This window comes from Pseudomonas sp. B21-017 (assembly GCF_024749245.1).
GTDB lineage: Bacteria > Pseudomonadota > Gammaproteobacteria > Pseudomonadales > Pseudomonadaceae > Aquipseudomonas.
On sequence record NZ_CP087194.1, the window covers coordinates 5,417,810 to 5,433,260 of the forward strand.

The window sequence follows — 15,451 nt, forward strand, 5'->3', positions numbered from 1 at the left end:
CATGCCCGTGACGACTCCACAAATCCTCAGAACACCGCGCACCCACATAGGATCACTGTGTGCAGTTGCACTGGCCGTAAGCCTGGCCGGTTGCGCCGGCCTGCCCGACCAGCGCCTGGCCAATGAAGCCCTCAAGCGCGGTGATACCACGCTGGCGGCGCAGAACTATCAGCAACTGGCCGACCTGGGCTACAGCGAAGCCCAGGTTGGGCTGGCCGACATTCAGGTCGACAGCCGCGACCCGGCGCAGATCAAAAAGGCCGAGGCGACTTACCGCGCCGCAGCCAGCGTCTCGCCGCGGGCTCAGGCTCGCCTGGGTCGCCTGCTGGTGGCCAAACCTGGCGCCACCGAAGCCGAACACCACGAAGCCGAGGCACTGTTGAAGAAAGCCGCGACCAATGGCGAAGGCAACACCCTGATCCCGTTGGCGATGCTGTATCTGCAATTCCCGCACAGCTTCCCCAACGTCAACGCACAGCAGCAGATCAGCCAATGGCGCGCCGAAGGCAAACCGGAAGCAGGTCTGGCCCAGGTGCTGCTCTATCGCACCCAGGGCACTTACGACCAACACCTGAATGACGTGGAAAAGATCTGCAAAGCGGCGTTGAACACCACCGACATCTGCTACGTCGAACTGGCCACGGTCTATCAGAAACGTGGCCAGCCCGAGCAACAGGCCGAGCTGATCAAGCAGATGCAGGCCGCTCACAGCCGTGGCACCGTCTCCGCGCAACGGGTCGACAGCGTGGCCCGCGTGCTGGGCGATGCGAGCCTGGGCAAGACCGACGAAAAAACCGCTCAGTCGCTGCTCGAAGGCATCGCCCCGGGCTACCCGGCGTCCTGGGTCAGCCTGGCGCAGTTGCTCTACGACTTCCCTGAACTGGGCGACGTCGACACGATGATGAAGTACCTGGACAACGGCCGCGCCGCCGACCAGCCGCGCGCCGAACTGTTGCTGGGCAAGCTCTACTACGAAGGCAAGATGGTGCCGGCCGACGCCAAGGTCGCCGAAGAGCACTTCAAGAAAGCCCTCGGCCGGGAAGTCGCCGCCGATTACTACCTCGGCCAGATTTACCGTCGCGGTTACCTGGGCAAGGTCTATCCGCAGAAAGCCCTGGATCACCTGCTGACCGCTGCGCGCAACGGCCAGAACAGCGCCGATTTCGCCATCGCCCAACTGTTCTCCCAAGGCAAGGGCACCCGGCCCGACCCGGTCAACGCTTACGTCTTCAGCCAATTGGCCAAGGCTCAAGACACCCCGCAAGCCACTGAGCTTGCGCAAACACTCGAAGCGCAACTGCCGCCTGACCGGCTGGCCGAGGCCCAACGCCTGCTCAAACAAGAGCAAGCCATTCGTAGCACCGTGAGTCCGGACACGCTGGAACTGCACGCTTTGCAAGAAGAAGACGGCGAGGAATCCCTATGAAACTCAATCCATTCGTGCAGGCCGGTATTGGCCTGACATTCGCCCTGCTGTGGTCGTGCCCGACCCTGGCGGCCCTGACCGAAGACAAGAACTTCGGTCTCGAAGTCAAAGTTACCGGCCAGTCCGAGAACGACAGTGACCTGGGCACCGCCGGTGGCGGCGACGTTAACGGCGTCGGCCTCGACCTGCGCCCATGGGTCTATGGCGAAAGCGGCGCGTGGAGCGCCTACGCGATGGGTCAGGCCGTGACGTCCACCGACATCATCGAAACCGACACCCTGCAGCAGTCCGACAACAGCGGCACCCAGACCACCGACAGCGGCGATCGCAAGACCAGGAAAAACTACCTGGCGATGCGCGAGTTCTGGGTCGGTTACCAGGGCCTCACGCCTTACCCTGGCGAGATCCTCAAGTTCGGTCGCCAACGCCTGCGAAACGACGACGGCCAATGGCGCGACACCAACATCGAAGCCCTGAACTGGACCTTCGACACCACCCTGTTGCGCGCCAACGTCGGTATCGCCGAACGCTTCAGCGAATACCGCACCGACCTGAAAGAACTGTCCCCCAAAGACAAGGATCGCCTGCACGCCTACGCCGATGCGGCGTATCAGTGGACACCCGGTAACTGGGTCGGCATTCGCGGTCATCACACCCACGATAACGGCAAGCTCGACTATCCGGAGCCGGGCGTGGCTGGCGATACCCTGGACAAGAAACAGAACGGCGACATCAGCTGGCTCGGCCTCACCGCCGACAGTGATGCCTACAACTGGCGCAACACCAACACCGTCAATTACTGGGGCAGCATCACCGGCATGAACGGCGACCGTGACACGGTCAACCCGTTGAATGCCGACGGCACTCGCCCGGCAGAAGCCAAGCGTGGTGAAGACCTGAACGGCTGGGCTACCGACCTGGGTGTTCGTCTGCGTCTCGATCCGCAGTGGCAAGTCGGTGCAGCCTATGCCCGCGCCAGCGCCGAGTACCAACAGAACGGCCTGGAAAGCAACCGCTCGAACTACACCGGTACTCGCTCGCGGGTTCACCGTTTCGGCGAAGCCTTCCGTGGCGAAATGAACAACATGCAGACCGCTACGCTGTTCGGCTCCTGGATGCTCAACGACGAATACGACGCCAGCCTGATCTACCACAAGTTCTGGCGTGTGGACGGCAACAAGCCGGTGGGCAACAACGGCATCAACGCTGTTGAAAACAACACCGACGACGCGACCGGCGCGATCCTCTCCAGCACCTCCTTGCCGCTGGAAGATGGCAACAAGGACCTCGGTCAGGAAATGGATCTGGTGGTCACCAAGTACTTCAAGCAAGGCCTGTTGCCGGCAGCGTTGAGCCAGTCGATCGATGAGCCTTCGGCCCTGGTGCGGTTCCGTGGCGGTGTGTTCAAGCCCGGCGATGCCTATGGCAAAGAAGTCGACTCGTACATGCACCGTGCGTTTATCGACGTGATCTGGCGCTTCTGATGCAAACCGCGAAGGGAGTGCCCGACATGAACAGCGCCAAGAAAGGCTCGATCAGCCTGCTGGCCGGCGCGCTGCTGCTGGCCAGCGCAGCCGCCTTCGCCACCGTCGAACCGGCCAAGTCTGTGCAACAGGGCAAATCGACGACCATAGCCAAGGGGCTGCAACAGGCCAAGACCTACACCGTCAGCAGCGCGCCAACTGCGCCGCTGGAGCTGGCCAAGCCGAAACTGCCGGACACTTCTGGCTACACCGCCGAAGCCATTGCCGCGAAAATCGTGCGCACCAAGCCCGGCAAGATCAGCATACGCCGGATGATGCAGGAAGACGCCTTGAAGGACTTCATCGGCGGCGACAACAAGATGGCCGAGTGGGTGGTGCGTCAGCACGGCATCCCGCAGGCGATCTTCGTCGACGACGGCTACATGAACCTCAAGGACCTGACCAAGAAGCTGCCCAAGCAGTACCTCAGCGAAACGTCGCCAGGTGTGTTCCTGGCGAAGTTGCCGATCGTGGTGGGCAGACACGGCATTCTGGAAATCGACAAACAGACCCAGGAACTGCGCCTGTCCCAGGAGGCCGGCTCGTTCCTGGTCAACGACGGTCAGCTGTTTGTGCGTGATACCAAGATCACCGGTTGGAGCGAGAAGGCCAACGGCCCGGCGGCCTTCTCGTCGCCCAAGGAATTCCGGCCGTTCCTGTTGTCCTGGGGCGGCACCGAGACCTACATCGCCAACAGCAAGATCGCCAGTTTCGGTTACGCCAACAGTAAGTCCTACGGCGTGAGTATTTCCCAGTACACGCCGAACATGGCCAAGGTGCTCAAGCGCCCTGAACCGACCGGCTGGATCGTCGGCTCCGAGTTCTCGGACATGTGGTACGGCTTCTACTGCTACGAAACCCGCGACTTCGTGGTCAAGGGCAACACCTACAAAGACAACATCGTCTACGGCATCGACCCCCATGACCGTTCCCACGGTCTGATCATCGCCGACAACACGGTGTACGGTACCAAGAAGAAGCACGGGATCATTATTTCCCGTGAGGTCAACGACAGCTTCATCTTCAACAACCGCAGCTACGACAACCACCTGTCAGGCCTGGTGATCGACCGTAACAGCGTGAACAACCTGATCGCCTACAACGAGATCTACAAGAACCACACCGACGGCATCACCCTCTACGAGAGTGCCGACAACCTGTTGTGGGGCAACAAGGTGATCAGCAATAAGCGTCACGGCATCCGGATTCGTAACAGCGTGAACATTCGCCTGTACGAAAACGTCTCGATGGCCAACGGCCTGACCGGTGTCTACGGGCACATCAAAGACCTGAGCGACACCGACCGGGACATCAAGCTCGACCCGTTCGATGCCGAAGTGTCGCTGATCGTGGTCGGTGGTGAACTGGCTGCCAACGGCAGCGGACCGCTGTCGATCGACTCGCCGCTGAGCGTGGAGTTGTATCGCGTGTCGATGCTCGCACCGACCAAAACCAGCGGCATCAGCTTCTCGGGAATTCTCGGCGAGCGTCAGGATGAAATTCTCGACCTGCTGGTGCGCCAGCAGAAAGCCGTGCTGATCGACCCTGTCGAACGCCAGACCGAAATGCGGGACTGAGGATAATTTTATGCACCCACACTTGATCAAATTACTCAGCCTGTCGGCCCTGACCGCGGGTATTCTCGCGGCCAGCACTGGCGTGCGTGCCGAAGACGCCAAGGCACCGAGCTTCAGCGCCGAGCCGTGCTGCAGCCTGTGCCCGGCAGCCCACGACCCGAAGAACTACACCACCCGCTATCAGCAGAACTTCACCACGCTGGTGCAGGCCCAGGGCGACTGGCTGTTCCGTACCCAAGAAGACCTGCGCACCGAATTCGATACCACACCCGCCGGCTACAAACGCCTGAAACAACTGCACGATGCGTTCAAGAGCAAAGGCGTGGAGCTGGTCATCGTTTACCAGCCGACCCGTGGCCTGGTGAACCGCAACAAGCTGAACCCGGAAGAAAAAGCCAAATACGATTTCGACAAGGCCCTGACCAACTACAAGACCATGCTCGGGCGCTTCGCGCAGATGGGCTACGTGGTCCCCGACCTGTCACCACTGACCAACGAATCGCTGCCCGACACCCTGCCCGCCCACGATTTCTACTTCCGCGGCGACCAGCACTGGACCCCGTATGGCGCCCAGCGCACCGCGAAGATCGTCGCCGAGAAGGTCAAGCAGTTGCCGGCCTTCGCCGACATTCCCAAGCGTGAATTCGAGACCCATAAGTCGGGTCGCATGGGCAAGACCGGAACGTTACACAACATGGCGGGTCAACTCTGTGGCACCAGCTACGCGATCCAGTACATGGATCAGTTCACCACCGAGCCCAAGGGCGAAGCAGCGGATGGCGATCTGTTCGGTGAATCCGGCAACCCGGAAATCACCCTGGTCGGCACCAGCCACAGTGGCAAGAACTACAACTTCGCCGGTTTCCTCGAAGAGGCCATCGGCGCCGACATCCTCAACGTGGCATTCCCCGGCGGTGGCCTGGAAGGTTCGATGCTGCAGTACCTGGGCAGCCAGGAGTTCCAGACCAAGCCTCCGAAAATTCTCATCTGGGAATTCTCGCCGCTTTATCGCCTCGACCAGGAAACCATCTACCGCCAGATGATGGCGCTGCTCGACAACGGTTGCGAAGGCAAGGATGCACAGATGAGCAGCAGCGCCATGGTGAAGCCGGGCAAAAACGAACTGTTGGTCAACAGCAAGAACCTGGACCTGCGCAACAGCGACCACCAGGTCGACATCCGCTTCGCCGATACGTCGGTGAAAACCTTGCATGCCACCCTCTGGTACATGAATGGGCGTCATGAGGACATCAAGATCGAGAAACCGGAAACCTCCGAAACCGACGGGCGTTTCGCCTTCGAGTTGCGCACGGACGAAGACTGGGCCTCGCAGAATCTGCTGGCCGTTGAAGTCCAGGGGCCTGAAACACCAGGTGCCGCGCCGCAGAAAGTCGAAGCGAAAATCTGCAAACGTAACGTGTTCTCCGGCACCGGGCAGCGTACTGCTCAAGCCGGGCAATGAGGCTACCTCTTATGAACTGCATGCAAACCCGAGCTTTGAAACAGTTACTCGCGCCTTCCCTGCTGGCTCTGGCGATGTTCGCTGGCGCCACCCAGGCCGCCGCGCCACTGCGCCCGCCTCAGGGGTATTTTGCGCCAGTGGATAAATTCAAGACCGGCGACAAGAGCGAAGGCTGCGACGCAATGCCGACGCCCTACACCGGCGCCCTGCAGTTTCGCAGCAAATACGAAGGCTCCGACAAGGCCCGTTCGACTCTGAACGAGGAGTCGGAAAAGGCCTTCCGCGATACCACCGCCGACATCACCAAGATCGAGCGCGGCACCAGCAAGCGAGTGATGCAGTTCATGCGTGACGGTCGCCCGGAACAACTGGAATGCACCCTCGACTGGTTGACCGCCTGGGCCAAGGCCGATGCATTGATGTCCAAGGACTTCAACCACACCGGCAAGTCCATGCGCAAATGGGCATTGGGCAGCATGGCTTCGTCCTATATCCGCCTGAAATTCTCTGACTCGCATCCCCTGGCCACCCACCAGGAACAAGCGCAGGTGATTGAAGCCTGGTTCAGCAAAATGGCCGATCAGGTGGTCAGCGATTGGGACAACCTGCCGCTTGAACAGACCAACAACCACTCGTATTGGGCCGCCTGGTCGGTGATGGCCACGTCGGTCGCCATCAACCGCCGCGACCTGTTCGACTGGGCCGTGAAGGAATTCAAGGTCGGCGCCAATCAGATCGATGCCCAAGGCTTCCTGCCTAACGAACTCAAGCGCCAGCAACGCGCCCTCGCCTACCACAACTATGCCCTGCCGCCGCTGGCGATGATCGCCAGTTTCGCCCAGGCCAACGGTGTGGATTTGCGTCAGGAAAACAACGGTGCCTTGAAACGCCTGGGTGATCGCGTGCTGGCCGGCGTGGACGACCCGGATCAATTCGAGAAGAAAAACGGTAAAGGCCAGGACATGACCGATCTCAAGATCGACTCGAAATTCGCCTGGCTCGAACCGTTCTGCTCGCTCTACACCTGCGCGCCGAATGTGCTGGAACTCAAGCACAAGATGCAGCCGTTCAAGTCTTTCCGCCTCGGCGGGGACTTGACCAAGGTCTACGACCCGGCCAACGAGAAAGGCAAAGGTTCTTAAAGCTGACTGTATTCCCCTGTGGCGAGGGAGCTTGCTCCCGCTCGGCTGCGAAGCAGTCGTAACCCAGTGAACGCGGATTGATTGAGACACCGCGTCATCAGGTTTCAGGGGCGCTTCGCACCCCAGCGGGAGCAAGCTCCCTCGCCACAGGTAAGCGCACAGCATGCAATACAACCACCCCGGTTTTCAGTGGGGGGTTTGGGGGGGCCGTTGGCCCTTGACTGTTGGTTAAACATGGAGAGATCAGGATGGTATTTTCATCCAACGTGTTCCTGTTTCTGTTCTTGCCGATCTTTCTCGGCTTGTACTACTTGAGCGGGCAACGCTATCGCAACTTGCTGCTGCTGATCGCCAGCTACGTGTTCTACGCCTGGTGGCGTGTGGACTTCCTTGCGTTGTTCGCAGCCGTCACGCTGTGGAACTACTGGATCGGCCTGAAAGTTGGCGCCGCTGGTGTCCGGACCAAACCGGCCCAGCGCTGGCTGCTGCTCGGCGTCGCGGTGGACTTGTGCATCCTGGGCTACTTCAAGTACGCCAACTTCGGCGTGGAGAGCATCAACGCGATGATGACCTCGGTCGGTCTGTCGCCGTTCATCCTGACCCACGTACTGTTGCCGATCGGGATCTCGTTCTACATCTTCGAGTCCATCAGCTACATCATCGACGTTTACCGCGGCGATACCCCGGCCACCCGCAACCTGATCGACTTTGCCGCATTCGTAGCGATCTTCCCGCACTTGATCGCGGGCCCCGTGCTGCGTTTCCGCGACCTGGCCGACCAGTTCAACAACCGCACCCACACCCTCGACAAGTTCTCCGAAGGTGCCACGCGGTTCATGCAGGGTTTCATCAAGAAGGTGTTCATCGCCGACACCCTGGCGGTGGTCGCCGACCATTGCTTCGCCTTGCAGAACCCGACCACGGGCGATGCCTGGCTCGGCGCCCTGGCCTACACCGCACAGCTGTACTTCGACTTCTCCGGCTACAGCGACATGGCGATTGGCCTGGGCTTGATGATGGGTTTCCGCTTCATGGAAAACTTCAAACAGCCGTACGTCAGCCAGTCGATCACCGAGTTCTGGCGGCGCTGGCACATCAGCCTCTCCACCTGGCTGCGTGACTACCTGTACATCACCCTCGGCGGTAACCGTAAAGGCACGCTGATGACCTATCGCAACCTGTTCCTGACCATGCTGCTCGGTGGTCTGTGGCACGGCGCGAACATCACCTACATCGTCTGGGGCGCCTGGCACGGCATGTGGCTGGCAATCGAAAAAGCCATCGGCCTGAACACTTCGCCGCGCAGCTTCAACCCGATCCGCTGGGTCCTGACCTTCCTGCTGGTGGTCATGGGCTGGGTGATCTTCCGCGCAGAGAACCTGCACGTCGCCGGTCGCATGTACGGCGCAATGTTCAGCTTCGGCGAATGGTCGCTGTCGGAACTCAACCAGGCCAGCCTCACCGGTCTGCAAGTGGCAACCCTGGTGGTGGCTTACGTGACCCTGGCGTTCTTCGGCCTGCGTGATTTCTACACCAACCAGCCGCCGGTCAAGACCAAACCTGCGGTGAACATCGAAACCGACGGCCCGGCCGCGGCGACGCCTGGAATGATCAAAGCCGTACCGGGCGACAACCCGGCCAGCATCCACGAGCCGGGTTACACCGTCGGCGTTGAAGCGACTGTGCAACCGGCCTATTGGACCGCCGATTGGTCCCGTTACGTGATGCGCGCCCTGGTACTGCTGCTGTTCATTGCCTCGATTCTCAAACTCTCGGCGCAAAGCTTTTCGCCGTTCCTTTACTTCCAGTTCTGAGGGATCTGACCATGACCCGCTCATTACGCATCTTCTACATCGCGCTGTTCCTGGTGACCTTGCTGGTCCTGGGCGTGTGGTCGGTACGCAGCTTCTTCGGCTTCAGTACCAACGCCGATGCCACCGTGCTCAACGGGCGCTGGACCAAAGCCGTCGAGACGCACTATGACGACGAGTTCCCGATCAAGCGCCTGGGCACCAACCTTTGGGCCGCGCTGGATTTCAAACTGTTCAACGAAGGTCGTCCGGGCGTGGTGCTCGGTCGCGATCAGTGGCTCTACAGCGATGAAGAGTTCCACCCGATCGTCAACGAAGAGTTGAACCTGCAAGGCAACTACGCGCTGGTCGAAGGCGTGCGCCAGGAACTGAAAAAGCGAGGCGTGCAACTGGTGATGGCGATTGTTCCGGCCAAGACGCGTCTGTACCCGGAACACCTGGGTGAAGTGAAGCCAGCGAGTATCCACGCCAATCTGTATAAGGACTTCCACGCTCGCGTGGCGGCCGACAAGATCCTCGCCCCTGACCTGCTCGGCCCGCTGCAACAAGCCAAGCACGACGGTCAGCAAGTGTTCCTGCGCACCGACACCCACTGGACCCCGGAAGGCGCACAAGTCGCTGCCCAGACCCTGGCCAAAACCATTGCCGACAAGGCACCGCTCAGCGGCGAACCGCAAAACTTCGTCACCGAACCGGCGGAGAAGGTGACGCACAAGGGTGACCTGCGGTTGTTCCTGCCGCTGGACCCGTTGTTCGAGAACCTGATGCCGGCGCCAGAACCTTTGCAGAAGCGCAACACCGTGGCGGCCCAGGATCAACCGGCCGGTGATGACGCGCTGTTTGCCAACACGGAAGTGCCGGTGGCCCTGATCGGCACCAGCTACAGCGCCAACCCTAACTGGAACTTCGTCGGTGCGCTGAAAGAAGCGCTGCACAGCGACGTGGTCAATTACGCCGAAGACGGCCACGGCCCGATTCTGCCGATGCTCAGCTACCTGAAAAGCGATGCCTTCAAGAACAGCCCGCCACAAGTGCTGATCTGGGAGTTCCCTGAACGATATCTGCCTGTGAACAACGAAATCGGTGACGCCGACCCACAGTGGGTCGCAGAGCTTAAACAAGCCGGCGCGCGCCAACAAAACGTAGCTGTAAACACCAAATCCGAGACGCCCGACCGGGCGCAAAACTGAAAGAGAGGTACACCCATGACTTTCACTACTACTCCTCGCCGTCTCGCCAAGACCTTTGCTCTCGTTGCCGGCATGAGCGTGCTCTCGATGCAAGCCTTCGCCGGTGGCGACGCTGCCCTCTACGGCCCGACCGCACCGAAAGGCTCCACCTTCGTGCGGGTCTACAACGCCGGTAACGCTGAAGTCAGTGCTACCGTCGGCACCACCAACCTGAACGAAGTCGCGCCACTTTCCAGCACTGACTTCAGCTTCATGCCGGGCGGCGACTACAGCGCCAAGGTCGGTAGCCAGACCCTGCCGGTGAAACTGGCCGGTGATCACTATTACACCCTGGTCAACAACGCCAGCGGCGCACCGCAACTGATCGAAGAACCGCCGTTCAAGAACAAGCAGAAATCCCTGGTACGCGTGCAGAACCTCAGCGACAAGGCCCTGACCCTGAAAACCGCCGACGGCAAGACCGATGTGGTGCCGAACGTGGCCGCCAAGGGCCGTGGCGAGCGTGAAATCAACCCGGTGAAAGTCAGCCTGGCGCTGTACGAAGGCGACAAGAAAGTCGGCGACGTAAAGCCGGTTGCCCTGGAGCGCGGTGAAGCGGCGGTGCTGTACGTCACCGGCAACGGCAGCAGCCTGTCGCCAGTCTGGGTCAAGCGCCCAGTGTCGACGCGCTGATTAATTCATCAGGACGGTGATCACCCTGTAGCAGCTGGCGAAGCCTGCGTCCGACTGCGAAGCAGTCGCAATCCAAGCAACTCGGTCTTTCTGAATGACCGCATTGACGGGATTCACGACGACTACGTCGCCGAACGCAGCCTCGCAGGCTCGGCAGCTGCTACAGAATCGGTGAGCCGATCTGATTACGGAACAAAAACAAGAGTGAAACGACAGAACGTTCGTGGCTCTAACCAATCGATTTTAAAGGAGTAACAACATGATTCCGGTGATCTTGTCAGGTGGTAGCGGTTCACGTCTTTGGCCGCTTTCCCGTAAGCAATTCCCCAAGCAATTCCTCGCCCTGACCGGCGAACACACGCTGTTCCAGCAAACCCTGGAACGCCTGGTGTTCGAAGGCATGGATACCCCGATCGTGGTCTGCAACAAGGATCACCGCTTCATCGTCAACGAGCAGCTGAGCGCCCGTAAACTGGAAACCCAGCGCATCCTGATGGAACCGTTCGGCCGTAACACCGCGCCGGCCGTGGCCCTGACCGCGATGATGCTGGTCAATGAAGGTCGCGACGAGTTGATGCTGGTGCTGCCGGCCGACCACGTCCTGGAAGACCAGAAAGCCCTGCAACGCGCCCTGGCCCTGGCCACTGTGGCGGCCGAGCGTGGCGAAATGGTGCTGTTCGGCGTGCCGGCGACCAAACCGGAAACCGGTTACGGCTACATCAAATCCACCAACGATGCCCTGCTGCCGGAAGGCGTCAGCCGTGTCTCGCACTTCGTCGAAAAACCCGACGTGAAACGCGCCACCGAGTTCGTCCAGTCCGGCGGTTATTTCTGGAACAGCGGCATGTTCCTGTTCCGCGCCAGCCGCTTCCTCGAAGAGCTGAAAAAGCACGATCCGGACATCTACGACACCTGCGTACTGACCCTGGAACGTAGCGTGCAGGATGCCGACACCATCGACATCGACTCCGCCACCTTTGCCTGCTGCCCGGACAATTCCATTGACTATTCGGTGATGGAAAAAACCCAGCGCGCCTGCGTCGTACCGCTGACCGCGGGCTGGAGCGATGTCGGTTGCTGGTCGTCGCTGTGGGAAGTCAATGAAAAGGACGCCAACGGCAACGTCACCAAAGGCGACGTGGTCATCCAGGACAGCAAAAACTGCATGATCCACGGCAACGGCAAACTGGTGTCGGTGATCGGCCTGGAAAACATCGTGGTGGTCGAAACCAAGGACGCCATGATGATCGTCCACAAGGACAAGGTCCAAGGCGTCAAACAGATGGTCAACACCCTCAACGAACAGGGCCGCAGCGAAACCCAGAACCACTGCGAAGTCTATCGTCCGTGGGGTTCCTACGACTCGGTGGATATGGGCGGTCGTTTCCAGGTCAAGCACATCTCGGTCAAGCCGGGCGCGTGCCTGTCGCTGCAGATGCACCATCACCGCGCCGAACACTGGATCGTGGTCAGCGGCACCGCTGAAGTGACCTGCGACGAAAACGTGTTCCTGCTCTGTGAAAACCAGTCGACCTACATCCCGATCGCCTCGGTTCACCGTCTGCGCAACCCGGGCAAGATTCCACTCGAGATCATCGAAGTGCAATCGGGCAGCTACCTGGGCGAAGACGATATCGAGCGGTTTGAAGATATCTACGGTCGCTCCACCCCGATCGAGCGCGGCGTGTCGGTGAAAACCATCGCGCAGTAATCAATCAGCAAATCAAAAAGCCCTCGTCCAGCCCGCTGCGTTCCCTATCCGCAGCGGGTTGGGCGGGGGCTTTTTTACACATTCATGCAGCCTTACGGGTTGTGGCTGGTTTTCTATGCCAGCCACTGACCTTTATTGATCCTGGTATTTTGATCTCAAGTGTTCCATGAAACGCACTATCGATACTGTCAAGTAATGCTCGTGAACTCATTCTTCCCACCTGAACCGGACTGATTCCCGAGTTGCCTAACAGCAGCGCCTTCAATTCTTTCAGTGGGCCTTTAACCATTGGCACCGCGCTCAGGTCCGAAGAGTGTTTGGGATCGAGTACATCGGGAGAAGCAAAAAACTCTACCTTATCGAAATCTTTACCCAAGGCTGCCTCCAGCACCTTGTCATCCTCAAGATCGTATTCGGCAAAGTGTGTCATCGAGCCGAGAAACTTGCGTTCATTCACTTCTCCATTTATCGCCAGAAGAAAGAAGGTGAAGCCCATGTTCCCGGCCTTGGTCCAATCCTTTTCATTGGTATTGCCGCCCTTTCCGCCCAACGTCTTCAAGTTCTGGTGAACCAAAGAAAAGTTAGACGCGATTTCCATAAAGGGAGGTGTTTCGCCGCTGCTCCCGTAGACCGTGTAATGGCGCAAGGTAAAGTTCTGGGGCTTGGTCTTTTCAAGCACCGCAGGTGTTGCCTTTGCTGTTTTGAACTTCAGTTTGCCCTGAGTGATTGTGTTCATCATGTTGTAAGGAGTCACTCTGTCCGTATCGCTGTAATTGTCCTTATACGATTCAAAAATCTCGATCGCGGTACGCACTGCCGAGTTGGATTTTGAGTTTTCACCCTGCTCGTCAAAGAACGTTAACGGGTTGTTTCGAACCATCCGATACAGGTTCAAGCCATCCACAGCGCCTGCCGGATCGGTACTCGCCCATCGCCGCAACCACGGTATGTAGTACCGGAAGCCATAGCAATAAAGCCCCGTGGCATCCTGTTCCTTGCCCGAATAACGAATGGTTTTATAGTCCACTTCAATCGCGTCGTACCACGCGGTCTCGCCAAAGGGATAAAAAATTTCCCGGCTGATGATTTGCGCGTCATCGGCCAGTTCCACGGTGCAGGAGCTCAGGTGATCGACCAGGGTGTAGCGGTACTGATCGTTGACACCGGACGGTGGCTCGCTGTCCCAATGCAACACCCGCACGGTGTTGAGGCCAGCCTGCGCGGTGATGACCTGCAACACCACCCCGGTGCCACTGTCGGTACGAAGTTCCAAACCCTGCAAGTAACGCACTTCAGCTATCACGGTGCGAGCCCTGGTCTGCAACGCGCGGATTTTGCGCACCCGCTGGCCAGCGCCATCGTAAAAATAGCACTCACCGTCATTGCGTCGGGAGGCGCGTTCCACCGGGCTGACCGAGCGCAATTGATTGCGCAGATCCCAGGTCAACAACCGTCCCTGGTCCAACTCCAGCAAATTACCTTTGGCGTCGAATGCGGCGGCGATGTCCTCTTCCGTGGGCGGCACGCCGTTGCGCCAGGGCAGGCAGCGATTGCTGTAGCGGGCAGCTTTCAAATCGCGCCCATGTTTTTGCGCGCCGATGTGGGTCAGCTTCAGCAGATTGCTGCCCTCGTCATAGTGGTAAATCTGCCGATAGTTGCTAACCGCCGCCGGATCGGTGCGACCAACCGACTCGGGTCCTTGATCGGGACCGCCCGCCTCCCAGCCAAAGGCTTCGATCAACTGGTACAGGCTGTTGTAGATGAAGCGACTGATCGGGTCGATGCGCTGGTTGGCGAAGTAGCGCACGGGCAGGGCCTTGTCCTCGATGCTCAAGACATTGCCCATCCGGTCATAGTCGTAGATCAGATGCTGCAACATTCGGGCACTGGCATCCTGTGCCCGACGCTCCATCAACAAACCGTCTTCGGGTCGATAGGCCAGCGTCGTCCGCACCCCGTTACCCGCGACCTCCTCTTCGACTTGCCCTTGGGCGCTGTAGCGGATCTCGCTGACCAACGTTTGCCAAATGGATTGATCCTTCAATTGCAGTCGGCTTTCGCGCAATCGGCCATCGACGGTCAGACCGAAAGTCTGACGATTACCCTTGGCATCGGTCTGTTCCAGCACATCACCCAACGGGCCGAAACGCCACCTGGACGTCGCCCCAGTCCCCGGTTCGAGCAGCCGTCGGCGATCATCAATCGATTCCGGCCAATCGGGGGTTACCGGCTCAAGGGTGAAGTGGCGGGTGTTTTCGATGCCTTCACCGCTGATCGCAAACGAGTCGAACAGTACGCTGCCCGCCGGGTCGTCATGGCGAATCAGTTTGCCGTACTGGTTAAGGTCCTGATGACCCTGGCCCGGGTAGCCATAAGCAAAGCGCTCGACACAGCGACGGGGCTCCACGGCGCCCTGTTCGAACACCGCCACGGGCCGCAGCAAATCGTCATATTCGACCTCGCGACGTGTTTGGCGGCTGTCCCAGTCCGACAACACTTCGTCGGCCAGACCGCGCAGGGTGATCTGCGTTCCGGCATCAACGCTGTCCGTGCGCAACGCGTTCCCGGACAGCGAATACACCGTGATCAGATTGGGAGGGGTCAGGGGATCGTCTTCTTGCAGCGCCCATAACCGCGGATCCCACTGTTTGACTGCACGTCCTGCGCCATTGTGAGCAGTGCGATTGATGCGGACCTCAGCGGGCAGGTTTTCGATGGCGCGCCAGTAATCTACCAAGCGAATCGACAGGCCGCGCGGATCGAAGATCCTCAGTGTGGGCGTCTTGTGGTGCATTTCCATCGCCTCTGTCCATCGAATAACAGCCCCGTCGGCCAATGTCTTCTAACGTTTCAAGAACATGGCTGGCTACTGTCAGAAATTACAGTACCGACCAACGGTACAACCCCTTGCTCACCGAATATCCATTCTCGTGCCCC

At 59.5% G+C, this 15,451-nt stretch carries 10 protein-coding genes; 9 read left to right on the forward strand and 1 reads right to left on the reverse strand.

All coding sequences use genetic code 11. The features are described from left to right. Position 1 precedes the first annotated feature (1 nt). The 9 genes from algK to LOY28_RS24615 all read left to right on the forward strand — a co-directional run bounded on the left by algK (position 2) and on the right by LOY28_RS24615 (position 12,514). The gene (algK, locus tag LOY28_RS24575; RefSeq protein ID WP_018927126.1) at positions 2 to 1,426 is read left to right on the forward strand and encodes an alginate biosynthesis TPR repeat lipoprotein AlgK; all 1,425 of its coding nucleotides are present in this window, start codon (positions 2 to 4) and stop codon (positions 1,424 to 1,426) included. Continuing rightward, positions 1,423 to 2,910 (forward strand): alginate export family protein, encoded by a 1,488-nt coding sequence (locus tag LOY28_RS24580; protein ID WP_018927127.1) that lies wholly within the window; start codon positions 1,423 to 1,425, stop codon positions 2,908 to 2,910. The genes algK and LOY28_RS24580 overlap by 4 nt, the downstream gene beginning before the upstream one ends. A 26-nt stretch (positions 2,911 to 2,936) precedes the next feature. Further along, positions 2,937 to 4,526 carry a mannuronan 5-epimerase AlgG gene (algG, locus tag LOY28_RS24585; protein ID WP_258612666.1) on the forward strand — a complete coding sequence of 530 codons (1,590 nt, stop codon included), beginning with the start codon at positions 2,937 to 2,939 and terminating at the stop codon, positions 4,524 to 4,526. Positions 4,527 to 4,536: 10 nt separating this feature from the next. Beyond that, positions 4,537 to 5,988, forward strand: coding sequence for an alginate O-acetyltransferase (locus LOY28_RS24590; protein ID WP_018927129.1), 1,452 nt, complete (start codon positions 4,537 to 4,539; stop codon positions 5,986 to 5,988). A gap of 11 nt (positions 5,989 to 5,999) precedes the next feature. Beyond that, on the forward strand, positions 6,000 to 7,130 hold the full coding sequence (locus tag LOY28_RS24595) for a mannuronate-specific alginate lyase (RefSeq protein ID WP_305887970.1): 1,131 nt from the start codon (positions 6,000 to 6,002) through the stop codon (positions 7,128 to 7,130). Positions 7,131 to 7,378: 248 nt separating this feature from the next. After that, positions 7,379 to 8,944, forward strand: coding sequence for an MBOAT family protein (locus LOY28_RS24600; RefSeq protein WP_018927131.1), 1,566 nt, complete (start codon positions 7,379 to 7,381; stop codon positions 8,942 to 8,944). Positions 8,945 to 8,955: 11 nt separating this feature from the next. Further along, on the forward strand, positions 8,956 to 10,131 hold the full coding sequence (locus tag LOY28_RS24605; protein ID WP_096479571.1) for an alginate O-acetyltransferase: 1,176 nt from the start codon (positions 8,956 to 8,958) through the stop codon (positions 10,129 to 10,131). Positions 10,132 to 10,146: 15 nt separating this feature from the next. Next, positions 10,147 to 10,803, forward strand: a complete 657-nt coding sequence (locus LOY28_RS24610; protein ID WP_019581115.1) for an alginate O-acetyltransferase AlgF — start codon at positions 10,147 to 10,149, stop codon at positions 10,801 to 10,803. A gap of 259 nt (positions 10,804 to 11,062) precedes the next feature. Further along, positions 11,063 to 12,514: a mannose-1-phosphate guanylyltransferase/mannose-6-phosphate isomerase gene (locus LOY28_RS24615; RefSeq protein WP_064620199.1), complete on the forward strand. Its 1,452-nt coding sequence runs from the start codon at positions 11,063 to 11,065 to the stop codon at positions 12,512 to 12,514. Positions 12,515 to 12,596: 82 nt separating this feature from the next. Here LOY28_RS24615 and LOY28_RS24620 read toward each other — a convergent pair whose 3' ends face one another. Then, on the reverse strand, positions 12,597 to 15,314 hold the full coding sequence (locus LOY28_RS24620) for an RHS repeat domain-containing protein (RefSeq protein WP_258612667.1): 2,718 nt from the start codon (positions 15,312 to 15,314) through the stop codon (positions 12,597 to 12,599). Positions 15,315 to 15,451: the final 137 nt, after the last annotated feature.